The sequence below is a fragment of the Terrabacter sp. RAF57 genome (assembly GCF_052113925.1).
Classification (GTDB): Bacteria; Actinomycetota; Actinomycetes; order Actinomycetales; family Dermatophilaceae; genus Terrabacter.
The window spans coordinates 1-23,939 of record NZ_JBFRDT010000028.1 but is presented as its reverse complement, the minus strand read 5'-3'; the positions used below and the strand labels follow the sequence as shown (position 1 = coordinate 23,939).

Genomic DNA, 23,939 nt, shown 5'->3' with positions numbered 1-23,939 from the left:
CGCGAGTCGGAGGCACGGCGTGCGGGCAGTAGGTTGGGAGGATGGCCACCTCGAGCCGGAGCCTCGCCGACGACATCCGCGGTCGCAGCGACGCAGAGCTCATCGACCTCGTGCTCGCGCGCCCGGATCTCGCGCGCCCCGCGCCGGCCGACCTGACGAGCCTCGCCGCCCGTGCCGGCACCCGCGCCAGCGTGCAGCGGGCCGTCGAGGCGCTCGATCGGGGCCACCTCCAGGTGCTCGAGGCCGTCGTCGTCGCGGGCGACGCCGCCGAACGGAGCACACTGCTTCACCTGCTCGGCACCGACGACGCCACGACCGTCGACGCGATCGTGCAGGACCTCTGGCGCGCGGCGCTGCTCTGGCGGGGCGCCGACGGCGACCACGTCGTGCGCACCGTGCCCGAGGTCCTCGGCACGGCGGTCGCCGGGCTCGGCGCGCCCATGCGTGAGCTGCGGCCCTCGTCGCTCCCCGAGCACGCCGACCCCGACCACATCCGGGCCGCCATTGCCGAGGCGCCCGACGACTCGCGGGCGATGCTCGAGCGGATGACGTGGGGGCCGGCCTTCGGCGTGCTGCCCACGGCCACGCCCGGACGCACGACGGCCCGGTGGCTGCTCGAGCACCACCTGCTCGTCCCCGTCTCGACCGACCGCGTCGCGCTCCCCCGCGAGGTCGGGCTCGTGCTGCGGCAAGGCCGCCTGCACCGGTCGGCCGAGCTGACGCCGCCCGACATCGAGGCCCGACCCGTCTCGCTCGTCGACGCAGCTGCCGGCGGTGCCGCGAGCGAGTGCCTGACCCACCTCGACGAGCTGGCCGCGACGTGGGGCGCTGAGCCACCCCGGGTGCTGCGCGCCGGCGGCCTGTCGGTGCGGGACCTCCGCGTCACCCAGATGGCGCTCGACCTCGACCCCGAGCACACCGCCTTCGTCGTCGAGCTGGCGTATGCCGCCGGCCTCGTCGCCGACGACGGCGAGGTCGTGCCGGTGTGGGCGCCCACATCGGAGATCGACGAGTGGAGCTCGAGCGAGGCCGGGCACCGGTGGGCGACGCTGGCCGTGGCCTGGCTCGGGTCGACCCGAGCACCACACCTCGTCGGTCGGCGCAGCACGGGCACCGGTCCCGCCAACGCCCTCGGCCCCGACGTGCAGTGGCCGGCGATCCGTGCGATCCGCCGCGAGGTGCTGCGTGAGCTGGCGTCCCTCGAGCCGGGCCACGCTGCCGACCACACCTCGCTGCGCGAGCGCCTGGCGTGGCGCCGGCCGAACCGGTCCGCCGCCGTGCTCGACGAGGCCGTCGAGGCGGTGCTGCGCGAGAGCGAGTGGCTCGGCGTGACCGGTCGCGGCGCCCTGTCCGAGGCCGGCCGTGCGCTCGTCGCCCCGCTCCTCCCCCCGCCCGCACCCCCGCTTCGAGGTGATGGCGCGAGCAAGGCGGGTGTCGCGAACACCTCGAACGGCAGGCGCCCCGCCCGCGGTCGAGGTGATCGCGCGAGCGGCAGCGCTGCCGACATCACCTCGAACGGGCAGACGTCGGCCGAGCCGGGAGCCGTGGCCGAGACCGTCGCCGCGGCGATGTCGGCGCACCTGCCCTCACCCGTCGACCACATCCTCGTCCAGGCCGACCTCACCGCCGTCGCCCCCGGACCGCTCGTCGGCGGCCTCGGGTCGTTCATGCGCCTCGCCGCCGACGTCGAGTCCCGCGGCGGCGCCACCGTCTACCGCTTCACCCCCGAGTCGGTGCGCCGCGCGCTCGACGCCGGGTGGACCGCGGCCGACTTCACCGAGACGGTGCGCCGGTCGAGCCGCACCCCGGTGCCGCAGCCGCTCGAGTACCTCGTCGCCGACGTCGCGCGCAAGCACGGCCAGACCCGGATCGGCGGGGCGGCGGCCTACATCCGGTCCGACGACGAGGCCGTGCTCGACACGATGCTCGCGTCGCGCGACCTCACGCCTCTCCGGCTGCGGCGGCTTGCGCCGACGGTCCTCGTCTCGTCGGCGGACCCGCGCGTCCTCGTCGACCTCTTGCGCGACAACGGTTTCGCCCCCGTCCACGAGGGGCAGGACGGCGCCGTCGTCCACGCCGAGACACCTCGCCGACGGGCGGGTTCACGCCGCCGCGGTCCCGGCCCGATGGTCTCCCCGGTCGACCGGCCCTACACCCAGTCGCTCGTCGACGGGCTGCGCGCGGCCGAGGCGACCGCCGACCAGCGCCGCGTCGAGGACGAGACCCGACCCGGACCGCGCATCCAGGCGATGGACCCCGTCGTGACCCTCTCGCTGCTGCGTGACGCCGTCGCTGACCGGCACGGCGTCTGGATCGGCTACTCCGACGGTCACGGAGCCACGAGCCGCCACCTCATCCACCCGCAGAAGGTCGAGGGCGGCCGCGTCCGAGCCACCGACGAGTCCGGCCATGAGAAGTCGTTCTCGGTCCACCGCATCACCGGCGCGACGCTCGAGAGCTGAGCAGCCTTGGCAGGCAACGACGTCCGCGGGGGTCACCGGCCGGCATACGTGCTCCACGACCACCGGAAGCCGCGGCCGCACTTCGACCTGCGGCTCGAGGAGGACGGCGTCCTGCGCTCGTGGGCGGTGCCCAAGGGCCTGCCGACGACGAGCCGGCACGACCGCCTGGCCGTCGCGGTCGACGACCACGACCTCGACCACCTGACCTACACCGACGAGCACAAGTCGGTCGCCGACACCGGCTGGTGGGAGGAGGAGTCGCGCGACGACCACCGGATCGTCTTCGTGCTCCACGGGCAGACCGGGTCACGCCGCTACGCCCTGATCCGGACCGAGCGCGACTGGCTGCTCCACCTCACCAAGGACCAGCCCTCCGGCTGACGCGTGGGTGGGTTAGGCGCYGGCGAGGGCGCGCACGACGTTGCTCGGCGACGGGCGGCCGAGCTGCTGCGCCATCCACACCGACGTCTCGACGAGCGCATCGAGGTCGACCCCGGTCGCGACGCCCGCGCCGTGCAGGGCCCAGACGAGGTCCTCGGTGGCGAGGTTGCCGGTCGCGGACTTCGCGTAGGGGCAGCCGCCCAGCCCGCCCGCGGCCGCGTCGACGACCGAGACGCCGTCGCGCAGGGCGGCCATCGTGTTGGCGAGCGCCTGACCGTAGGTGTCGTGGAAGTGCACGGCCACACGGTCGGTGCCGATGCCGTGGGCGGCGAGGGCCTCGAGGAGCCGGTGGACGTGGCCCGTCGTGCCGACGCCGATGGTGTCGCCGAGGCTCAGCTCGTGGCAGCCGAGGTCCATGAGCCGCTCGGCCGTGTCGACGACCTGCTCGATCGGCACCGGACCCTCCCACGGGTCGCCGAAGCACATCGAGACGTAGGCGCGCACCCACATCCCGTCGGCGAGGGCACGCTTCACGACCGGCTCGAACATGGCGTACTGCTCGCTCACCGACCGGTTGAGGTTCTTCTGCGCGAAGGTCTCGGTGGCCGAGCCGAAGATCGCGATCGCACCGAGCCCGAGCTCCTCGGCGCGGTCGAGGCCTCGCTCGTTGGGCACGAGGGCCGGACGGCGACGCCCGAGCCCGTCGGCGCCGAGGCCGGCGAGCACCTCCTCGGCGTCACCCATCTGCGGCACCCACCTCGCCGGGACGAACGAGGTCGTCTCGATGGTGCCGAGCCCGGCGGCCTCGAGACGGCGGATGAACTCGACCTTCGTCTCGGCCGGGACGATGGTCTTCTCGTTCTGCAGGCCGTCGCGCGGACCGACCTCGTAGATCGTCACCTTCGGGGGCAGCCCCGTCGCCGCCTCGACCTGTGGGGATCGCATGCGCCCATACTGTCACCAGCACGCCCCGCGCCCGGGCCGAGGTATCGGCTCACGGGGGCCCGACGGAATACCTCGACCCACGCTCGGAGTTGTCCCCACACGATGAATGACGGACCCCTGATCGTCCAGAGCGACAAGACCCTCCTCCTCGAGGTCGACCACCCGAACGCCGAGGCCGCACGCCGGGCCATCGCCCCGTTCGCCGAGCTCGAGCGTGCCCCGGAGCACGTGCACACCTACCGCATCACGCCGCTCGGCCTGTGGAACGCCCGCGCGGCCGGCCACGACGCCGAGCAGGTCGTCGACGCCCTCATCACCCACAGCCGGTATGCCGTCCCCAACGCGCTGCTCGTCGACGTGGCCGACACGATGGATCGCTACGGCCGCCTCACCCTCACCAAGGAGGGTCTCGCCGACAGCCCCGAGGGCACCCGGCTCGTGCTGCGCACGACCGACCGGCCCGTCCTCGAGGAGGTGCTGCGGCACAAGAAGATCAAGCCGCTGACCGGCGAGCGCCTCGACGACCTCGCCGTCGTCGTGCACCCGAGCGAGCGCGGCACCCTCAAGCAGGAGCTGCTCAAGGTCGGCTGGCCCGCCGAGGACCTCGCCGGCTACGTCGACGGTGAGGCCCATCCCATCGACCTCGACCAGGCCGACTGGCACCTGCGCCCCTACCAGCAACACGCCGTCGACGGCTTCTGGCACGGTGGCTCCGGCGTCGTCGTCCTCCCCTGCGGCGCCGGCAAGACGCTCGTCGGCGCGGGCGCCATGGCCGCGGCCAAGGCGACGACCCTCATCCTCGTCACCAACACGGTCAGCGCGCGGCAGTGGAAGGACGAGCTCATCAAACGCACGACCCTGACCGAGGAGGAGATCGGCGAGTACTCCGGTGCGCGCAAGGAGATCCGCCCGGTCACGATCGCGACCTACCAGGTGCTGACGACGAAGCGGAAGGGTGCCTACGCGCACCTCGACCTGCTCGACGCCCGCGACTGGGGCCTCATCGTCTACGACGAGGTGCACCTGCTGCCGGCCCCGATCTTCCGGATGACCGCCGACCTCCAGGCGCGCCGCCGCCTCGGCCTCACCGCGACCCTCGTGCGCGAGGACGGCCGCGAGGCCGACGTGTTCAGCCTCATCGGCCCGAAGCGCTTCGACGCGCCGTGGAAGGACATCGAGGCCCAGGGCTACATCGCTCCCGCCGACTGCGTGGAGGTGCGCGTCACGCTGCCCGAGGGCCAACGCCTCGCGTATGCCGTGAGCGAGCCCGAGGACCGCTACCGCCTCGCGTCGTGCTCCGACGCCAAGCTCCCGGTCGTCGAGACGCTGGCCAAGCAGCACGCCGGCGAGCCGACGCTCGTCATCGGGCAGTACCTGGACCAGCTCCACGAGGTGGCCGAGCGGCTCGGCGCCGAGGTCATCACCGGAGAGACGACGGTCAAGGAGCGCCAGCGCCTCTACGACGCCTTCCGCACCGGCGAGATCACGACCCTCGTCGTCAGCAAGGTCGCCAACTTCTCCATCGACCTGCCCGAGGCGAGCGTCGCGATCCAGATCAGCGGCACCTTCGGCTCGCGCCAGGAGGAGGCCCAGCGCCTCGGACGCGTCCTGCGCCCCAAGGGTGACGGCCGCACCGCGCACTTCTACACGATCGTCAGCCGCGACACCGTCGACGCCGACTTCGCCGCGCACCGACAGCGCTTCCTGGCCGAGCAGGGGTACGCGTACCGCATCGTCGACGCCGACGACCTCTGAGCGCGGCCGACCGTCCCAGCCGGCGACTCACTGAGGTCAGACGCGCCATGCCTACCTACCATCGTCGGCGCGGGCAAGCTCAAGGCCAAGGACGTGGCGAAGCTCAAGCCGAAGTCCACGTGCTGCAAGGACAGCCCGCGGTGCACGAGGTGCCCCGTGGTGATCAAGCGACTGGGCGCGCAGGACTGCGCCTCGATGTGCGGCAAGGACTTCAAGAAGGCTCTGGCCAAGGCTCGCAAGCGCTGACTCGCGGTCGGCCGGTCCCGTTCCGGGCGCTGAGCGGGCGCCGCGACAGGTTCCGTCGTTCCCAGCGAACTCCCAGCGAACACCCTGACACTGGGACCGTGGACACCCAGACAGCTGCGGCACCCGAGGCTCGCCTGCTCGTCGTCGAGGACGAGCCGAACATCCGCGAGCTCCTCGCGACCTCACTCCGCTTCGCCGGCTTCGAGGTCGAGACGGCCGGTGACGGCACGACCGCCCTCGCCATGGCCGCCGAGTCCGAGCCCGACCTCGTCGTGCTCGACGTCATGCTCCCCGACGTTGACGGCTTCGAGGTGACCCGTCGCCTGCGCGACCGCGGCCGACAGCAGCCGATCGTCTTCGTCACCGCTCGCGACGCGACTGGCGACAAGATCCAGGGCCTCACCGTGGGCGGGGACGACTACGTCACCAAGCCGTTCAGCCTCGAAGAGGTCATCGCCCGCATCCGGGCGGTCCTGCGCCGCACCCGCGGGCAGGCCGACGACGGCGCCACGCTCCGCTTCCACGACCTCGAGCTCAACGAGGACAGCCACGAGGTGCGCCGCGGTGGCCGCATCATCGACCTGTCCCCCACCGAGTTCAAGCTGCTGCGCTACCTGCTGCTCAACCCCAACCGGGTGCTCTCCAAGCTGCAGATCCTCGACCACGTCTGGGACTACGACTTCCGCGGCGAGTCCGGCATCGTCGAGTCCTACATCTCCTACCTCCGGCGCAAGATCGATGCCGACGGCCCCTCGCTCATCCACACCAAGCGCGGTGTGGGTTACGTTCTCCGGGTGCCCCCAGAACTGACCGTTTCCTGACCGGATGGCCGACCTGACCGCCCCGGCGGCCGACGCGACCGTCCCCAGCGCCGCGCTGCGCGAACGCTCGCTGACCCGGCGCCTGCGGGCCATGCCGCTGCGTTGGCGCCTGCTCGGGGTGACTCTGGGCCTCGTCGCGGCAGCCCTCACGGTGACCGCACTCGTCATCAGTGCCCTGCTGCGCGTCTACCTGCTCAACCAGGCCGAGCAGGAGCTGCACGTCTATGCCGCGAGCGTTGCCTCCTTCGAGGCGGCCGAGCTCAGCGAGACCCAGCCTCGGCTGCCGTCCGGGTTCACGCTTCGCACGATCGACCTCGACACCGGCAAGTCCCGCTCCCTCGGCGAGGCTGTCACCGAACCCGACCAGGCCGACATCCCGGCACTGCGCGCCAACGACCCGCGCGTCACCGATGCGGCGACCTTCCAGGTCGGCTCGGTCGGGGGCGACGGGCAGTGGATCGCGCTCGCGCAGGTCGACCAGGCCGGCACCGACATCTACGTCTTCGCCCTGCCCTTGCGTCCCCTCGACAGCACGGTCAACCGGTTCCTCTTCTTCGCGACCGGCATCGGCGCGTTCGCCCTCCTGCTGACGGCGCTGGTCGGTTGGTACCTCATCCGACGCACCTTCCGGCCGCTGACGCGCATCGAGGACACCGCCGCCCAGATCGCCGTGGGCGACCTGACCCAGCGCGTCGACGTGCCCGACACCGACGACGAGGTGGCGTCGCTCTCCCGGTCGCTCAACGCGATGCTCGCCCGGATCGAGCAGAGCTTCGCGGTGCGCGAGGCCAACGAGGAGAAGATGCGCCGCTTCATCGCCGACGCCTCCCACGAGCTGCGCACGCCGCTCGCAGCCGTCGGCGGCTACGCCGAGCTCTACCGACAGGGTGCCCTGCCCACGACCGACGCCGTGACCGGCGCCATGGGGCGCATCGAGTCCGAGGCGCACCGGATGAGCGGGCTCGTCGAGGACCTGCTCACCCTCGCGCGCCTCGACGGCGAGCGCCCCCTCGAGCTGCAGACCGTCGACCTCGCCGTCCTCGCGGCCGACGCGGCCCAGGACGCGCGCACCATCGCGCCGGGCCGGCACATCGTCGCGACCGGCATCAACGGACCGATCGAGCCGACGGAGCTGCGGGCCGACGAGCACCAGCTGCGGCAGGTCGTGACCAACCTCGTGACCAACGCGCGTGTGCACACGCCCGACGGCACCCCCATCGAGATCCTCGTCGGACGGGTCGACGCCCAGCACGTCGCCCTCCACGTGCGCGACCACGGACCCGGCATACCCGTCGACGCCCGCGCCGACGTCTTTGAGCGTTTCTACCGCGCCGACCGCAGCCGCAGCCGTGGCCAGGGCGGTGGCAACGGGCTCGGGCTGGCCATCGTCCACGCGATCGTCGAGGCCCACGGCGGCACGGTCCGGGTCGACGAGACCCCGGGTGGCGGGGCCACCGTCGTCGTCGCACTGCCGGTCGCCCCCACCCAACGTGAGCCACGTCACCACCGGGCCACCCAAGGCACAGCGGATTCCTAGGAACACCACAACGTCATCCAAAGCTGGGTCGATGTCATGGAGACAACAGACCAGAGCGAGGAGGAGCCATGACCCTGGCACCTGAGGACCACACCCAGCAGATCCCGCAGGGCAGCTACTACAGCCAGTCCGCACCACCCGCGCCGCCGGCCCCGCCGACGCCGCCCCTGGGTGAGGGCAGCCGTCCGGCGCCCAAGCGCGAGAGCCGCGTCGGCCAGACCATCGGCGTCGCGCTGCTCGCGGCCGTCCTCGCGAGCGGTGGCACGTATGCCGCCACACAGCTCGGCGACCAGGGCACCGCCGCGGCGACGACGTCCACCACGTCGACGACGAACCAGAACCAGGGCTCCTCGCCGACGGTCGTGCAGGGCAACGCCACCGCTCCCGACTGGACCGCGGTCTCCGCCGCCGTGACGCCGAGCGTCGTCAGCATCAACGTCACGACCCAGCAGGGGTCGGGGGCCGGCTCCGGCGTCGTCTTCGACAAGAGCGGCCACATCCTCACCAACAACCACGTCGTCGGCGACGCGACCGGCAACGGCGCCATCACCGTGACGCTGAACGACGGGCGCACCTACGGTGCCACCATCGTCGGCACGGACCCCTCGACCGACCTCGCCGTCATCACGCTGACCAACGGACCGAGCGACCTGACCCCGATCACCCTCGGGGACTCCGAGGCCCTCAAGGTCGGCGACCCGGCGATGGCCGTCGGCAACCCGCTCGGCCTGTCGGGCACCGTCACCACGGGCATCGTGTCGGCGCTCAACCGTCCGGTCAGCACCGGGACGGCGAGCGAGTCGCCCCTCGGTCAGCAGCAGACGTCCGGCGACGAGGTCGTGACGAACGCCATCCAGACGTCGGCCGCGATCAACCCGGGCAACTCCGGTGGCGCGCTCGTCAACGCCAAGGGCGAGCTCATCGGCATCAACAGCTCGATCGCGTCGCTGGGCCAGAGCTCGAGCGGCAGCCAGAGCGGCAACATCGGCATCGGCTTCGCCATCCCCGTCAAGGAGGCCAAGTCGATCGCCGACCAGCTCATCAAGAGCGGCAAGGCCCAGCACGCGTTCCTCGGGGTCAGCACCCGCGACACGGTGGTCTCCGACGGCAGCGCCAAGCGTGCCGGCGCCCAGGTCGTAGCCGTCAACGGCGGGACGCCCGCCGCGAACGCCGGCATCAAGAACGGCGACGTCATCATCGCCGTCGACGGTCAGCGCATCGACTCCGCGACGGCCCTCGTCGCCCAGATCCGCGAGATGACGGCCGGCGACAAGACCACGCTCACGGTCATCCGGGGCGGCGCCCGCCAGGACGTCCCCGTGACGCTCGCGGTCAAGCCGGCCAGCTCGAACTGACCCCTCCACTTCGCGCCGGGTCACGGACAGGGTGACGACACGCTGGACGTGACCCGGGCGAGGCCACCCTCCCCGGTCTCGTATGCCGTCGGGCTCGCGCCCGTCCCCACCACCCTCCCGGTGGCTCGGACGGTCGCCGGCCCGGCGGCATACTCTGTCTCCGGGCCGGGCCGGGACCGTGGATTGGGGGCGGAGCGAGCTCCCCGCGTACCCTTGCGCGGTGAGTGAGACCGAGAACGAGCTGGACCCCGCTGCCGTCGTGCACCTCGACCCCGAGGACGTCGCGACCGCGGTGCGTGTGCTGGCCCTGGCGCCCTCGCTCGAGATCGACGACCCGGACTTCGAGACCCTGAAGCGGGCCGCTTCGCTGATGTACAAGCGGCTCAAGAAGGACCGGCGCAACGCGAAGACGTGGGCCGAGCGCAAGGCCGACCGGCAGGTCATCGAGTCGACGGCCACCGGATCGCCGATGCGGATCGACGACGAGACCAAGGGAATCCCCTTGGTCTCCAACGCAACCGGCGCCTTCGCCGGTGAGCTCGTCAACCCGCGCGGGTGCTACATCTGCAAGACCGACTACACGCTCGTCGACGCGTTCTACCACTGGCTCTGCCCGGACTGCGCGGCTCGCTCGCACGCGAAGCGTGACCAGCGCACCGACCTCACGGGCAAGCGTGCCCTGCTCACCGGGGGCCGCGCGAAGATCGGGATGTACATCGCGCTTCGCCTGCTGCGCGACGGCGCCCACACGACGATCACGACGCGTTTCCCCAAGGACGCGATGCGCCGCTTCTCCGCCATGGAGGACTCGGCCGACTGGATCCACCGGCTCAAGATCGTCGGCATCGACCTGCGCGACCCCACCCAGGTCGTGGCCCTGACCGACGAGGTCAGCGCGGCCGGCCCGCTCGACATCCTCATCAACAACGCCGCCCAGACCGTGCGCCGATCCCCCGGCGCCTACAGCAACCTCGTCGAGCTCGAGTCGGCTCCGCTGCCCGACGGCGTGGCCCTGCCCGAGATGGTGACCTTCGACCGGATCAGCGAAGCGCACCCGGCCTCGATCGCCGGGGCGCTCGGCACCCACGCGATCGCCCACCACGACGGCGAGTCGGTCGAGCACGCGATCGCGGCCCAGACGGCCGCGTCGATGACAGCTCTGGCCCTGACCGCCGGGCACGCGAGCCTCGAGGCGCACCGGGCCGGCACCGCCGTCGACGCCGGCGGTCTGCTGCCCGACCTCCAGCGCACCAACTCGTGGACGCAGAAGGTCGAGGAGGTCGACCCGCTCGAGCTGCTCGAGGTGCAGCTGTGCAACTCGACGGCGCCCTTCATCCTCGTCTCGCGTCTGCGGCCGGCGATGCGGGCCGCGGTCGCGGGTGGCGCGCGCAGGGCGTACGTCGTCAACGTGTCCGCCATGGAGGGCCAGTTCTCCCGCCGCTACAAGGGGCCGGGCCACCCGCACACGAACATGGCCAAGGCTGCGCTCAACATGATGACCCGCACGAGCGCGGGCGAGATGTTCGAGACCGACCGCATCCTCATGACGGCCGTCGACACCGGCTGGATCACCGACGAGCGCCCGCACGACGAAAAACTGCGCATCGCCGCCGAGGGCTGGCACGCCCCGCTCGACCTCGTCGACGGCGCCGCCCGCGTCTACGACCCGATCGTGCGCGGCGAGGCCGGCGAGGACCTCTACGGCTGCTTCGTCAAGGACTACGAGCCCAGCCCCTGGTGACGTCGCTTGCCGCCACCGGCCGATCGCGGTGGCTTGCCGGCACCTGGTGCGGGGATTCAGTCCACCGCGGAGTGACAAGGGAGGCCCGTCACGGGCGGATGCACGAACGCGACCCTCGGCCCACCGCGGACACGGGTATGCCGTCGCGTGCCTCATCGGCGTAGCGTCCCGTCCATGATCACTGCCGTGCACAACCTCGTGTACTCCGACGACGCAGCGGCGACGCGCGCCTTCTTCCGCGACGTCCTCCGGTGGCCCTCCGTGACCGACGACGGCTCGGACGGCGCCGACGACACGAACGCCTGGCTCATCTTCGGGACCGGCCCGAGCGAGCTCGGGGTGCATCCGACGCGCGGGCCTGAGGGGTCGACGTGGTCGGCGCCGCGGCACCACGCGATCTCGCTCATGTGCGACGACCTGCGCTCGACGATGGACGAGCTCACCGCGCGCGGAGCGGTGTTCACGACCGAGCCCACGGACCACGGCTACGGCCTCGTCGTCATGATGGCCATCCCCGGAGCCGACGAGATCCAGCTCTACGAACCACACCACACGACGGCCTACGACCGCTGACCGGCCGGCCCTGGCATCGGGGGCACCTGTTCGTGGAGATCCCTCGGCCTGGTGCTGGAAGATCTCCGCGAACCAGCGGTCAGCGGAGAGGCTTGGCGTACCAGACCTCGGCGTAGTCGCCGTCGTTGAACGCCGGCACCTCGACGTAGCCCTGCCGGCGATAGAGCGCGCGGGCCTCGACGAGGTCGAGACGGGTGTCCAGCCGGACCGTCGTCGCACCGAGGGCGCGAGCGGCCTCCTCCACCGCGGCCAGCAGCGCCCCCGCGAGGCCGGTCCCGCGCGCCTCCGGCCGGACGAACATCCGCTTCAGCTCCGCGACGTCGGACCGGTCCGGGACGAGGCGCACACCCAGGCAGCCGACGAGCCGCTCCCCCGACCGCGCGACGACGAAGTCACCCATCGGCGGTGCGAGGTCGTCGCTCGGCATCTCGGCGAGGCTCTGCTCGATCTCCTCGGGCGTCGAGTCGCGGTCCTCGTGCAGCCGGAACCACCGGTCGCTGACGTCGACGAGGTAGTCGCGCAGCAAGGCCGCCGACTCGGCCGACGTGACGTCGGCCCGCTCGACGACCCACCCGCCCCGGGACACCCGGCTCACCGCTCGGCGGGCTCCGTGACCGCGACGCCGTCGGCGATGACCTCCGTCATGAACGCGATGAGGTCACGGCGACGACGACCGGGGTCGGTGGCATACGTCGACGGGTCGTCGGGACGCTCCCGCACCCGGAGGCCCTCCTCGACGATCTCGCGGTGGTGCGGGTACGCCTCACGTGCCCACCGACCCGCCCCCGACTTCGACGTGGGCTGTCCGGTGACGAGCAGGTGGACGAGCCGCGGCGCCCCCAGGGCACCCCACTCGGCGGCCTGGGGCAAGGACGCCTCCCGCGGGTGGTGCTCCATCGCCTCGAGCTGCGAGCGCCAGAAGGTGTCGAGGTTCTCGCGGGTGGAGTCGTGCAGCGCGGTGTCGTCACTCGCGATCGCAATGTCACGGATGTGCCTGCCGCGCAGCGTGATCCCGTGGTCACGCAGCTCGCGCCACGTGATCTCCTTGAGGTCGCAGTGGATGCCGACGTCGAACCACTGGTGCAGGACGCCGGGTCCGTCGGGCACGTCGCCCGGAGCCCCGGCCAGGTCGCTCTCGAGAACGTAGAAGCCGTCGTAGTCGGGCTCGGGCCAGCGCCGGGCCAGCTCGCCGTGGACCTCCCGGAGCACGTCGACGTCCGCCTCGGTGGGGCGGCGAGTGGTGACCGCGACGAAGTCGATGTCGCTGCCGCCGTGGAACTCGCCGTCGAACCCGATCGAGCCGTGGAGGTGGAGACCGTCGAGCAGCCCCGGCAGGCGCTCGTCGAGGAGCGCGAGATGAGAGCCGCACACGTCGCGGACGACGTCCGGGAGCTCGTCGCGGGTCGGGACGCCCACCGCGGTCAGACGGGCGCGCCGAACGTCGCCCGCGACGCGAGGGCCTCACGCAGCTCGGCGTCGGCGTCGACGAGAGAGCGGTGGACCGCGGGGGTGAGGTCGTCACGCGCGATGGCCGCGGCGCTGAGCCGTGCCGTCTCGTCGTCGAAGACCCGCGGGAAGGCGACGAGGACGACGCGCGACAGGGCGTCCTCCCCGACCCAGGCCGACATCGCCGGGACGTCGGTGAAGTAGCGCGGCACGTAGTCGGCGACGAGGGCCGCGTCGGGCGCGACCCAGAAGCCGCGCGCGAGGTGGACCATCTCGTAGTTGGAGCGGCCCTCGCGGCCGGTCAGCTGCTCCCACGCCCAGGCCTTGGCCTGCGCGTCGGGCAGGCTCGCCCGGCACATCAGCGCGTTGAGCCCGCCCTGCAGGGTGTCGTCCTTGGCGCGGAACGCCTCCACCTCCGAGACCCCGATGAGCCCGCGCGCCGCGAGGTTGCGCACGACGATCCAGCGGAAGTCACCGTCGTCCTCGAGTCCGGCCGGCAGACCCTGACCGTCGGCCCACGCGCGCAGCAGGGCCTCGTCGTCGCTCGTGCCGGCGACGAGGCGGGCCGCGGCGAGCGACTCGGTCGTGCCGGCCGTGGCCCGCTCGAGCAGCCCCACCGCAGCCCGGTTGAGACGGGCCATGGCCGCCTCCTGCGACTCGCGCGGCACGAAGTACGGCACGATCCGGTGCTCGGCGTAGGCCGCGACCCGGGTCAGGATCGAGGAGTTCGTCTCGAGCGGCCACGCGGCGTCGAAGACGTCGAGGAAGGCCTCGGGCGAGACCGTCGCGCCGTGCACGCCGTCGATGAGCGCGGACCACACGACGGCGCGGGCCTGCTCGTCGGGGATCTGGCCGAGCTGGGACGGCAGCGCGGCCACGGTGGCGTCGGACAGGCGTACGCGAGCCCACGTCAGGTCGGACGCGTTGGGCACGACGACGGCGGGCTCCGGGGTCCCCTCGAGCTCGGCGAGGGTGGTCTCGGGTCCGGTGAGGGTGGCCATGACACGACCGAGCTCGCGTCCGTCGGTCCACCCCGCGACGTCGAAGGCGTGCGGGCGGTCGGCCGGCCGGTCCGCCGGCGCCTCGCGGCGCACGACGGCCGACTCGACGACGCCTGCCTGCTCCTCGACGTCGACCGAGATCGTGTCGCGGTCGGCGGTCAGCAGCCAGGCCCGCGACCAGGCCTCGAGGTCCTTGCCGCTCGCGGTCTCGATCGCGGCGAGGAAGTCGGCGAGCGTGCCGTTGCCGTAGGACTTGTCGTTCAGGTAGGCGCGGACGCCGGCGATGAACTGGTCGTCACCGACGTACGCGATGAGCTGGCGCAGCGTGGCCGCGCCCTTGGCGTACGAGATGCCGTCGAAGTTCTGCAGCGCGCTCTGCGCGTCGAGCGCCTCGACGCCGGCGACGGGGTGGGTCGACGGCGAGCGCTCGGCGCCGTAGCCCCACACCTTGCGCACGATCGAGGAGTCGACCCAGGCGTCGGTGTACTCGGTGGCGTCGACGAGGCACCGGTGCGACATGTACTCGGCGAACGACTCGTTGAGCCAGAGGTCGTCCCACCACTTCATCGTCACGATGTCGCCGAACCACATGTGCGACATCTCGTGGCTGACGGTGTTGGCCCGGGTCAGCAGCTCGTCGCGCGTCGCTGCACCGCGGTAGAGGTACTGGTCGCGGAAGGTCACGCAGCCGGGGTTCTCCATCGCGCCGGCGTTGAACTCCGGCACGAAGACCTGGTGGTACTCGCCGAACGGGTAGCGGATGCCGAAGAGCCCGTGGAAGTAGTCGAACGACCGCTTCGTCACGTCGAAGAGCTCGGCCGCGTGCCGCTCGAGTGGCTCGCGCAGCGAGGCCCGCGCGTGGAGGCCCAGGGGTATGCCGTCGTGCTCGTCGTGGACGGAGACGTACGGTCCCGCGCACACGGTCATGAAGTACGTCGCGAGCGGCTTCGTCGTGGCGAGGCTCCACGTGCCGGCGCCCACCTCGGAGGCGGCGCCGTTGCCGATGACCGTCCAGTCGAGGGGCGCGTGGACCGTGACGTCGTAGGGCGCCTTGAGGTCAGGCTGGTCGAAGCACGCGTAGACGCTCGGAGCGGCGTCGAGGAAGAGGTGGCCGTAGACGTAGTCGAGGTCGTCGGCGGGGTCGGTGGCCCGGTGCAGCCCCTGCCCGTCGTGGCTGTAGGCCATCGTCGCGGCCACGACGAGCTCGTTGTCGGCGGCCAGTCCCGCGAGTGGGAGGCGGCCGTCCACGACGTCGGCCGGGTCGAGCGACTCGCCGTTGAGTGAGATCGTCTCGACCGAGCGGGCCTTGAGGTCGATCCACGAGTCCGCGCCGGGCTCGGCGCACGTGAACCGGACGCTGGTGCGCGAGCCGAAGACCTCCGACCCCTGGTCGAGGTCGAGCTCGACGGCATACGACGTGACGGTGATCAGCGAGGATCGCTCGCGGGCTTCGGCCAGGGTGAGACTGCGCATAGGGGCGAGCCTGCCAGATCGACGGGCCCGCCGTCGCCGGGGTGGCCCCCTCGTCGTGGTCGACCCCGCCCGGTCAGCGGTGGAGCGGACCGCCGGCCATGCTCTCGAGACGCGCGATGCGCTGGTCCATCGGCGGGTGCGTCGAGAGGAACCGGGTGACGTCCTGCGCCCGGAAGGGGCTCGCGATCATCATGTGGCTCGCGTTGACGATGTCCTGGGAGGGTGCGAGCGGTGCGCGGGCGACGCCGGACTCGAGCTTGCGCAGGGCCGAGGCGAGAGCGAGCGGGTCACCGGTCAGCTTCGAGCCGTCCTCGTCGGCGTCGTACTCACGGGTGCGGCTGATCGCCATCTGGATCATCATCGCGGCCATCGGCGCGAGCAGGCTCATCGCCAGCAGCGCGAGCGGGTTGGGACGGTCCTCGTCGGAGCCACCGCCGCCGAAGATGCTCGAGAACATCAGCATCTGGCCGATCGAGGTGATGACGCCGGCGACCGCGGCGGCGACCGAGCTGGTGAGGATGTCGCGGTTGTAGACGTGCATGAGCTCGTGACCGAGCACGCCGCGCAGTTCGCGCTCGTCGAGCAGGCCGAGGATCCCCTCGGTGCAGCAGACCGCGGCGTTCGACGGGTTGCGGCCCGTCGCGAAGGCGTTCGGCGCCTGGGTGGGGCTGATGTAGAGGCGCGGCATCGGCTTGCCGGCTGCCGTCGAGAGCTCGCGCACGATGCGGTACATCGCCGGCGCCTGCGCCTCGGAGACCGGGTAGGCGTGCATGGCCCGGATCGCGAGCTTGTCGCTGTTCCAGTAGCCGTAGAACGTCATCGCGACGCCGATCAGCGCGAAGAACCAGATGAAGCGCCCGCCACCGACGAGCGCGCCGATCCCGAGCAGCAGGGCCCAGATGCCGCCGAAGAGCGCAGCCGTCTTGAGCCCGTTGAAGTGGTTGTGCATGTCGGGTGAACGAGCGGCTTGGAGCGCGTGTTCCCACTGGGAATCTCCTGAGAGGTGACTGGGATCCACCTCGACGACCTCTGTGACCCAGATCTCGGCCCGACATCGTTGAACCGACAACTCATCTACTACACACGGTAGTAGTTTGGCGGTGTTGGGGAAAGCGACATCCCATCCGATGAAAGAAGCACATGATGCGCAAGACACTCGACCGGCTGATCTCGTGGACGGGCCTCATCATGGCCGTCGTGCTGGCGGTGGCCGGCGCGCTCCTGATCTACGCGAGCAGCTTCGTCGCCAACAACGTCAAGGAGCAGCTGAGCCAGCAGAACATCACGATGCCGGCCGCCGCCGCGCTCGAGACCCAGGACCAGAAGGACGCCCTGCTGCAGTACGCCGGACAGAAGATGGAGAACGGCGCCCAGGCCAAGGCCTTCGCCGACCACTACATCCTCGTGCACATGAACACCCAGGCGAACAACAAGACGTACTCCGAGGTGTCTGCCGAGTACATGAAGGCTGTCAAGGACCCCAACGCGGACCCGGCCCAGGTCACGGCCCTCGGCGACCTGCGCCAGAGCCTCTTCATGGGCAACACGCTCCGGGGCCTGCTGCTCAACGCCTACGCCTTCGGCACCATGGGCACGATCGCCCTCTGGGCCGGCATCGCCTCCTTCGTCGGAGCGGCCCTGCTGCTCGTGCTCTCGCTGCTCGGCCTGCGCCACGCCAAGACCGTCGAGGACGAGGCGACCGGCCTCGCGAAGCCGACCGAGCCCACGGGTGACGCCCGGGCGGTGCCCCAGACCGCCTGACCGCTCCACCGCTGACGACGACCCCGAGGCCCACGGCCCCCGGGGTCGTCGTCAGCCGAGGAGGCGCAGGAGCAGGTCGGGCTGGACGCTGACGACGACGAGGATGGCCGACGCGAGGACGAGCCCGGCGACCATGACCGGTCGCCGCCGCGCGACGGCGACCCGGGCGGGGCCCGGGCCTTCGGAGTCCGCGGCACCGGCCACCACGTCGGGGGCGGTGATCACGGCGCGCAGCCAGCGCAGGTAGACGGCGACGCCGATGACGGCGTTGACCGCGGCGACGACCGTGAGCCAGACCCAGCCCTCGGCGACGACCGGCCGCAGGGCCGTGATCTTGCCGACGAGGCCGATGATGCCGGGCGGCAGTCCCGCGAGCGAGGTCAACGCCAGGGCGAGCGCGCCGGCCCGCCACGGGCTGCGCTGCCACAGACCCTCGTAGGCCGCGATGGACCGCCCCTCCCCGGGCCGGTCGCGCAGGGTGACCGCGACGACGGCGAAGGCGACGAGCGTCGCGACGACGTAGGTGAGCAGGTAGGTGGCGCTGGCGCCGACGCCGAGCGCGGAGATGCTGACGAGCGGCAGCACGACCCATCCGGCCTGCGCGACCGTCGACCACGCGAGCAGGCGCACGACGTCGTCCTGGCGCAGCGCCATGACGTTGCCGAGCGTCATGCTCAGTGAGGCGAGCAGCGCGATCGACAGCAGGGCGGGCGTCCCGAGAGCGGCGACCGCGCGAAGCACGACGAGCAGGGCCGCGAGCGCCGCGATCTTGGAGACCGTCGCGAGGAAGGTCGCGACGGGCACCGACGAGCCGGCGTATGCCGTGGGCGTCCACGCGTGGAACGGCACGAGCGAGAGCTTGAAGCCGACCCCGGCGACGACGAGGACCGTCGCCAGCGCGACGACCCCTCCCGAGACCGACGGGAAGACGACGGACGTCGGGGCGCCCGACGCGGCCGAGAACGCGCCACCGGAGGACAGCGCGGCGTCCGGGGTCAGGAACGGGCTCCCCGTCGCGGCGAACCACAGGGCGACGCCGAGCACGAGCAGGGCGAAGGACACGAGGGACGTCACGAGCAGCTGGGTGGCGCCGGCCACGGCCGACCGGCGGCCGGAGAGGGCGACGAGCGCGATGACGGGCAGGGTCGCGAGCTCGAGGGCGACGAGCCACGTGCCGACGTCGCGGCTGGCTGCCACGACGATCGTGCCGGCGAGGGCCGCGAGGAGCAGCACGGTCTCGACCGGTTCACGGGTGCTGTCGGTCGGGCGCCGACGGCGGGTGCGGGGCCAGGCCAGGGCGATGCAGACGAGGGCGGAGACGGCGGCTGCGAGCTGGAGGGTGCTGCCGAGCGCGTCGGCCTGCCACAGGCAGACCTGCGGCAGGCCGTCGACGCCGGCCGCCGTGGCGCCACCGGCGGCCTGTCCGGTCCGACCGGTCAGGCAGAACGTCTCGCGCGTCGACCCGCCGCCGAGCGCGAGCCCGGGCACCGTGGCCACGGCGGACCCGATCGCGGCTAGGGCGGCGACGGCGTAGGGCACCTGGCGCAGGCGCGGGTTGACGAGATCGAGCACGAGCACGAGCACGAGCCCGGCGACCGGCAGGATCGCCGGAAGCAGGATGCTGTAGTCGATGGCGAGGCCCTTCACGGCGAGACCCCCAGTCCGGAGAGCAGGCCGGACGTCGCGGCGTCCGAGAGGCCGAGCAGCAGGTGCGGGAGCAGGCCGAGCGTGATGATGACGACGACCAGCGTCATGACGACCGCCCAACGGGCGCCACGGGCGTCCGCCACGGGCTCGGCCGCAGCCCCCTGCGCGGCGTCGCTGCCCTCACCCGCCCAGACGATGCGGGCGACCCGGAGCGCGTAGGCCGCTGCGAGCGCGAGCCCCACGGCACCGAGCACGACGCAGACGCGCAGGAGCGCGACGGGCCGGTCGGGCGCGGGCGACCACGCGGCGTACAACGCGAGGAACTCACCCCAGAAGCTGACGAGGCCCGGGAGCCCGAGCGCGGCCGCGAGGCCGACGACGAGGGCGAGGCCGAAGCGGGGAGCCTTGTCACGCAGGGCGGCCCGGGCGACGTGGAGGTCAGAGGACCCCCACTGCTCCTTGAGGTCGCCGACGATGAAGAAGAGGAGGGCCGCGACGACGCCGTGGGCGATGTTGCCGAAGAGCGCCGCCTGCAGTCCCGTCTCGCTGCCCGACGCGATGGCGAGGGCGACGAAGCCCATGTGCGCGACCGAGCTGTAGGCGATGAGGCGCTTGAGGTCGCGCTCGACGAGGCAGGCGAGCCCTCCCCAGAGGATGCCGACGACGCCGAGGATCGCGAGGACCGGACTCAGCTGCGCGACTCCTGCGGGCACGGTGCCGACCGCGAGCCGGACGATGCCGTAGGTGCCCATCTTGAGCAGGACGGCGGCGAGGAGCACCGAGCCGGCGGTGGGGGCGATGGTGTGCGCCGAGGGCAGCCACGTGTGCAGCGGCCACAGGGGCACCTTGATGCCGAGCCCGAGGAGCAGGATCGCGGCGATCGCGACCTGGAGCGGCCGGGACAGCCCGGCGCCATGGCGCTCGGCGAGGACCGTGAGGTCGCTCGTGCCCTGGTGGTGGACGAGGAAGAGGATGCCGACGAGCATCAGCGTCGAGCCGAGCACCGTGAAGAGCACGAAGCGGCCGGCGGCGTCGGCGCGGGTCTCGTCTCGCACGTGGTCGTCGCCGAACCGGCGGACGAGCACCCACATCGGCACGAGGACGACCTCGAAGGCGATGAAGAAAAGGATCGCGTCGCGCGCCATGAACGTGGCGAGCGCCCCCGCCTCGACGAGCAGGATGCAGCCGAGGAAGGTCGACCCGGTGCCTCCCTTGGGGATCGGCCCGGACAGGGCGTGCGCGACGACGGCGACGGTGAGCAGCGCGGTCAGGAGCACGAGCGCCGCCGAGATCCCGTCGACGCCGAAGTGCCACCGGACGCCGAGCGAGCGGATCCACGGCACGTCCACCTCGTGACGGCCCCACACGACGAAGACGGCGAGCACCGCCGTGACGACGGTGGATCCGAGCGCGATGCCGCGCTCGACGGTGGACTCACCGGGGATCGCGATGAGCGCGATCGCCGCGAGGAGCGGCAGCAGGAGCATGAGGGTCAGCGCCATGCGGCCACCCCCAGGACGGCGACGACCACGACGCCGACGAGCAGGCTGAGCAGCGACAGCGAGGGCACGGCGCGATGGCTCCGCTCCCCCGCCCGGCCGGCGGCCCGGGCGACGACGGCGGTCGCTCGCGGGTAGGCGTCGACGACGTCACGGTCGAGCGCCACGACGAGACGCGCGACCGCGGTGACCGCCCGGCCGAAGCCGACGTATGCCGTGTCGACGCCGAAGCCACGCACCGCCGGCTCCCGGACGCGGCTGGGGACCCGGTCGGCGACGTCGAGCCGGCCGCGGTCGCTGAGGGACCACACGGCATACGCGGCGCCGGCGACGAGCAGGACGGACAGCAGGGCGCTGAGCAGCCCGACGTGCACGCCACCGCGGAGGCCGACGAGGAAGAGGGTGCCGACGACGGTGAGGGCGGCCAGGACGGACACGACGAGCGCGGCCGGGAGCGTGATGGGGGCGTGGCCGTGGGCGTGGACGCGCTCGACCTCGGCGTCGTCGGCGCTGTCGGTGGTGGTCACGACGGCGACGTCCTCCTCGGCGACGACTGCGGGCTCGACGTCGGGCAGCCGGCCCGTCGCGGCGACGGGGGTGTCGAGCAGCAGCCAGGCGCGGGTGCAGTAGGCCGCCGTGAGGACGACGGTGACGAAGAGGGCGACGACGACGAGCCAGGCGCGGAAACCGCCACCACCCGTCGCGCCCTCGAGCGCGGCGTCGATGACGGTGTCCTTGGTGAAGAAGCCGATGAGCGGCGGCACGCCGGCGAGGGCGGCGAGGCCGATCCCCATCGACCAGCGCAGGGCGCCGGTCGGACGCAGTCGACCGCGCAGGGCGGCGACGGCGGTCGCGCCGGCGAGCACCGAGAGCCAGCCGGCCCCGAGGAAGAGCAGCGCCTTGAAGAAGGCGTGGCCGACGAGGTGCGCGATGCCGGCACCGGGCCCGAGCTCGGCCGGTGCCGCGGCGAGCGCCGAGAGCATGATCGCGATCTGGCTCAGGGTCGAGTAGGCGAGCATCCGCTTGAGGTCGGTCTGCACGAGCGCGAGCAGTGCGGCGTAGACCATGGTCACGGCTGTCAGGACGGCGAGCAGGGTGCGCGCGCCGTCGTGACCGGCGTAGAGCGAGAAGAGGCGGGCGATGACGTACGTGCCGGCCGCGACCATCGTCGCCGCGTGGATGAGGGCCGACGCCGGGGTCGGGCCCTCCATCGCGTCGGGGAGCCAGTCGTGGAACGGCACGAGGCCCGACTTGCCGGCCACACCGATGACGATGCCGACGAGACCGATCGTGAGCAGCGTGCCGTCCCCGCCGGCCGTGAGCACCGCCATGAGGTCGGTCGACCGGGCCCGCACCGACAACGCGACGATGCCCACGACCATGGCGATGTCGGCCACGCGGGTGACGATGAAGGCCTTGTAGGCCGCTCGCCTCGCCGCCGCGCGCTCGCTGTCGTGGCCGATGAGCAGCCACGAGCACCAGCCCATGACCTCCCAGCCGACGAGCATGAGCACGAGGTCGCCCGACTGGACGAGGAGCAGCATGCCGGCCGCGAAGAGCGAGACGGTCGCGGCGAACTGGCCGTAGCGGGGGTCGTCGCGGAGGTACCACGCGGTGAAGACCTGGATGCCGAGCACGACGAGGGCGACGACGAACGCCACGAGGCCCGAGACACGGTCGGAGAGCAGGTGCAGCGGCACGGAGAGGTCGCCGAGCGGGAGGCTGCCGATCGACTCGATGTCGGCCGTACGCGATGGTGCGATCCACTGGATGAGCCCGAGCACCGCCACGTAGGCCGACACGGACACGGCGACGGCCGCCGCGAGCCCGCGCCGGCGCCGCGTCAGCAGCCCCACGAGGGCGGCCAGCGCCGGGAGCACGATGATCATCCGCACGATCCAGCTCATGCGACGCCCTCCCCCGCTCCCGCCGGCTCACGCGTCGCGTCGTGCGGGTGGTCGTCCCGGTCGTCGGCGCGCGGGTCCTCGGCGTCGTCGGTGTCGCTGGCGTCATCGGTGTCGCTGGCATCGCCGGTGTCGTCGGCGTCGGTCCCGTAGCCGTCGCCGGCGTCGTCCGGCTCGTCGTCGGTGAGTTCGGGAACCGCCGTGAGGTCGATGTGCCCCGTGCGGCGGAACATCACGAGGATGATCGCGAGCGCGACCGTGATCTCGGCGGCGGCGATCGTGATGACGAAGAGGGTGAGCACCGGACCGGCCGAGAGCGGCGCGCCAGGGCGGGAGCCGGCCGTGACGAGCAGCAGGTTCGCGGCGTTGAGGATGAGCTCGACACCGATGAGGACGAGGACGGCGTTGCGGCGTGCGAGGACGCCGTAGACGCCGATGCCGGCCAGGAGCGCGGACAGGGCGGCCGGCAGCGAGAGGTGAATCATCCGCGACCGTCCGCCCGTGCGCCCGACGGGACGGTGGCCGGCCGGCGCGCGCCGTGGCCGCCGTCGCGGTGCAGGACCAGACGCGACACGGCGAAGGCGCCGATGAGCGCGACGAGGAGGAGCACCGAGAGGAGCTCGAAGGGCCACACCCACGTGCCGAAGACCGCCTGTGCCACCTGCGGCGTGGTCGTCGTCGGGGTGTCGAGGTCGGCGGTCGTGCCCGAGAAGAGCGGGAGCAGGAGCGAGGCGAGCAGTGCGGTCGTCGCGGCGCCGAGGAGGGCGCCGGCGAGCCGCTGCCACCACGGGGTGTCGATCTCGGCGTGGGGACCGATCGGCGCACGGGTCAGCATGAGCGCGAAGAGGACGAGGACGACGATGGCGCCGACGTAGACGAGCAGCTGGACGAGGCCGACGAGCTCCTGCCCGAGGACGAGGTAGGCACCCGCGAGCGAGCCGAGCGACACGAGCAGCCACAACGCGGCGTGGACGACCTGTTTCGTCGTCACCGACAGCAGCGCCGACAGCGCCGTCACGGCGCCGACCGCGGTGAAGACGATGTCGCGGGTCGTCACTCGCTCCCCTCCTCATCGGTCGACACCGTCGGCAGGACCTGAGTCGAGTCTCCTTGTGCCGCAGCCTGGTCCGCTGCCCGCTCGGCCTCGGCGCCGTCGGCGGGCGGGAGGACCGAGGTCTGCTCGCCGGCCGGCATGCCCTCGGTGCGCCCAGCGGCGGTCTCGGCGGCGGGCTCAGCGGCGGGCAGCGCGGCCGTGCGCTCGACCGCCGGCATGACCCTGGTCTGCTCGGCCGCGGGCTGAGCCGCCGGCTCGGGCGCGGCAACCGACGGCGGGGTCGTGGTCTCCCGGCGCACCCGCGTCGGGCGGGCCGCGGCACCGGCCCCGCGCGTACC

19 protein-coding genes and 1 pseudogene are annotated in these 23,939 nt (G+C 72.3%); 9 read left to right on the top strand and 11 right to left on the bottom strand.

Features of this window, described 5'->3' with window-relative positions:
* Positions 1-41: 41 nt before the first annotated feature.
* Both AB4Y83_RS20850 and AB4Y83_RS20845 read left to right on the top strand, forming a co-directional pair.
* A complete protein-coding gene (locus tag AB4Y83_RS20850) occupies positions 42-2,462 on the top strand; it encodes a helicase-associated domain-containing protein (RefSeq protein WP_442276244.1) in 2,421 nt (806 codons plus the stop codon).
* Between the two features lie 6 nt (positions 2,463-2,468).
* The gene (locus tag AB4Y83_RS20845; RefSeq protein WP_442276243.1) at positions 2,469-2,843 is read left to right on the top strand and encodes a DNA polymerase ligase N-terminal domain-containing protein; all 375 of its coding nucleotides are present in this window, start codon (positions 2,469-2,471) and stop codon (positions 2,841-2,843) included.
* A 12-nt stretch (positions 2,844-2,855) separates the two neighbouring features.
* On the opposite strand, the gene AB4Y83_RS20840 is transcribed toward AB4Y83_RS20845, so the two are convergent.
* The gene (locus AB4Y83_RS20840) at positions 2,856-3,788 is read right to left on the bottom strand and encodes a hydroxymethylglutaryl-CoA lyase (RefSeq protein ID WP_442298046.1); all 933 of its coding nucleotides are present in this window, start codon (positions 3,786-3,788) and stop codon (positions 2,856-2,858) included.
* Between the two features lie 102 nt (positions 3,789-3,890).
* On the opposite strand from AB4Y83_RS20840, the gene AB4Y83_RS20835 reads away from it, so the two are divergent.
* From AB4Y83_RS20835 to AB4Y83_RS20810, 6 genes are all read left to right on the top strand, one after another.
* Positions 3,891-5,543, top strand: a complete 1,653-nt coding sequence (locus tag AB4Y83_RS20835) for a DNA repair helicase XPB (protein WP_442276241.1) — start codon at positions 3,891-3,893, stop codon at positions 5,541-5,543.
* Between the two features lie 344 nt (positions 5,544-5,887).
* A complete protein-coding gene (locus AB4Y83_RS20830) occupies positions 5,888-6,610 on the top strand; it encodes a response regulator transcription factor (protein WP_442276239.1) in 723 nt (240 codons plus the stop codon).
* Between the two features lie 4 nt (positions 6,611-6,614).
* Positions 6,615-8,147, top strand: coding sequence for an ATP-binding protein (locus AB4Y83_RS20825; RefSeq protein ID WP_442298045.1), 1,533 nt, complete (start codon positions 6,615-6,617; stop codon positions 8,145-8,147).
* 68 nt (positions 8,148-8,215) lie between these two features.
* Positions 8,216-9,502, top strand: coding sequence for a S1C family serine protease (locus AB4Y83_RS20820; RefSeq protein WP_442298044.1), 1,287 nt, complete (start codon positions 8,216-8,218; stop codon positions 9,500-9,502).
* A gap of 220 nt (positions 9,503-9,722) precedes the next feature.
* A complete protein-coding gene (locus tag AB4Y83_RS20815) occupies positions 9,723-11,243 on the top strand; it encodes an SDR family NAD(P)-dependent oxidoreductase (protein WP_442298043.1) in 1,521 nt (506 codons plus the stop codon).
* A gap of 174 nt (positions 11,244-11,417) precedes the next feature.
* Positions 11,418-11,816 (top strand): VOC family protein, encoded by a 399-nt coding sequence (locus tag AB4Y83_RS20810; protein WP_442298042.1) that lies wholly within the window; start codon positions 11,418-11,420, stop codon positions 11,814-11,816.
* Between the two features lie 79 nt (positions 11,817-11,895).
* Here the strand turns inward: AB4Y83_RS20810 and AB4Y83_RS20805 are convergent, their stop codons facing one another.
* The 4 genes from AB4Y83_RS20805 to htpX form a co-directional block, all read right to left on the bottom strand.
* Entirely contained in the window at positions 11,896-12,411 is a 516-nt protein-coding gene (locus AB4Y83_RS20805; protein WP_442298041.1) for a GNAT family N-acetyltransferase, read from the bottom strand.
* Positions 12,408-13,232: a hypothetical protein gene (locus tag AB4Y83_RS20800; protein ID WP_442298040.1), complete on the bottom strand. Its 825-nt coding sequence runs from the start codon at positions 13,230-13,232 to the stop codon at positions 12,408-12,410. The genes AB4Y83_RS20805 and AB4Y83_RS20800 overlap by 4 nt, the downstream gene beginning before the upstream one ends.
* Before the next feature lie 5 nt (positions 13,233-13,237).
* On the bottom strand, positions 13,238-15,736 hold the full coding sequence (gene pepN / locus AB4Y83_RS20795) for an aminopeptidase N (RefSeq protein WP_442298039.1): 2,499 nt from the start codon (positions 15,734-15,736) through the stop codon (positions 13,238-13,240).
* Positions 15,737-15,809: 73 nt separating this feature from the next.
* Positions 15,810-16,685, bottom strand: a complete 876-nt coding sequence (gene htpX, locus AB4Y83_RS20790) for a zinc metalloprotease HtpX (RefSeq protein ID WP_442276231.1) — start codon at positions 16,683-16,685, stop codon at positions 15,810-15,812.
* A gap of 194 nt (positions 16,686-16,879) precedes the next feature.
* Here htpX and AB4Y83_RS20785 point away from each other — a divergent pair, with 194 nt between their 5' ends.
* Positions 16,880-17,497 carry a hypothetical protein gene (locus AB4Y83_RS20785; protein ID WP_442276230.1) on the top strand — a complete coding sequence of 206 codons (618 nt, stop codon included), beginning with the start codon at positions 16,880-16,882 and terminating at the stop codon, positions 17,495-17,497.
* A 51-nt stretch (positions 17,498-17,548) separates the two neighbouring features.
* Here the strand turns inward: AB4Y83_RS20785 and AB4Y83_RS20780 are convergent, their stop codons facing one another.
* The 6 genes and pseudogenes from AB4Y83_RS20780 to AB4Y83_RS20755 form a co-directional block, all read right to left on the bottom strand.
* Entirely contained in the window at positions 17,549-19,144 is a 1,596-nt protein-coding gene (locus tag AB4Y83_RS20780; RefSeq protein WP_442298038.1) for an NADH-quinone oxidoreductase subunit N, read from the bottom strand.
* Positions 19,141-20,646 carry a complex I subunit 4 family protein gene (locus AB4Y83_RS20775; protein WP_442298037.1) on the bottom strand — a complete coding sequence of 502 codons (1,506 nt, stop codon included), beginning with the start codon at positions 20,644-20,646 and terminating at the stop codon, positions 19,141-19,143. Before AB4Y83_RS20775 ends, AB4Y83_RS20780 begins: the two co-directional genes overlap by 4 nt.
* Positions 20,637-22,550: an NADH-quinone oxidoreductase subunit 5 family protein gene (locus tag AB4Y83_RS20770; RefSeq protein WP_442298036.1), complete on the bottom strand. Its 1,914-nt coding sequence runs from the start codon at positions 22,548-22,550 to the stop codon at positions 20,637-20,639. The genes AB4Y83_RS20775 and AB4Y83_RS20770 overlap by 10 nt, the downstream gene beginning before the upstream one ends.
* A complete protein-coding gene (nuoK, locus tag AB4Y83_RS20765; protein ID WP_442298035.1) occupies positions 22,547-23,032 on the bottom strand; it encodes an NADH-quinone oxidoreductase subunit NuoK in 486 nt (161 codons plus the stop codon). Before nuoK ends, AB4Y83_RS20770 begins: the two co-directional genes overlap by 4 nt.
* Positions 23,029-23,604 (bottom strand): NADH-quinone oxidoreductase subunit J family protein, encoded by a 576-nt coding sequence (locus AB4Y83_RS20760; protein WP_442276225.1) that lies wholly within the window; start codon positions 23,602-23,604, stop codon positions 23,029-23,031. The genes nuoK and AB4Y83_RS20760 overlap by 4 nt, the downstream gene beginning before the upstream one ends.
* Positions 23,601-23,939: pseudogene (locus tag AB4Y83_RS20755) on the bottom strand (4Fe-4S ferredoxin); the annotation flags it as partial. The pseudogene AB4Y83_RS20755 and the gene AB4Y83_RS20760, both read right to left, overlap by 4 nt.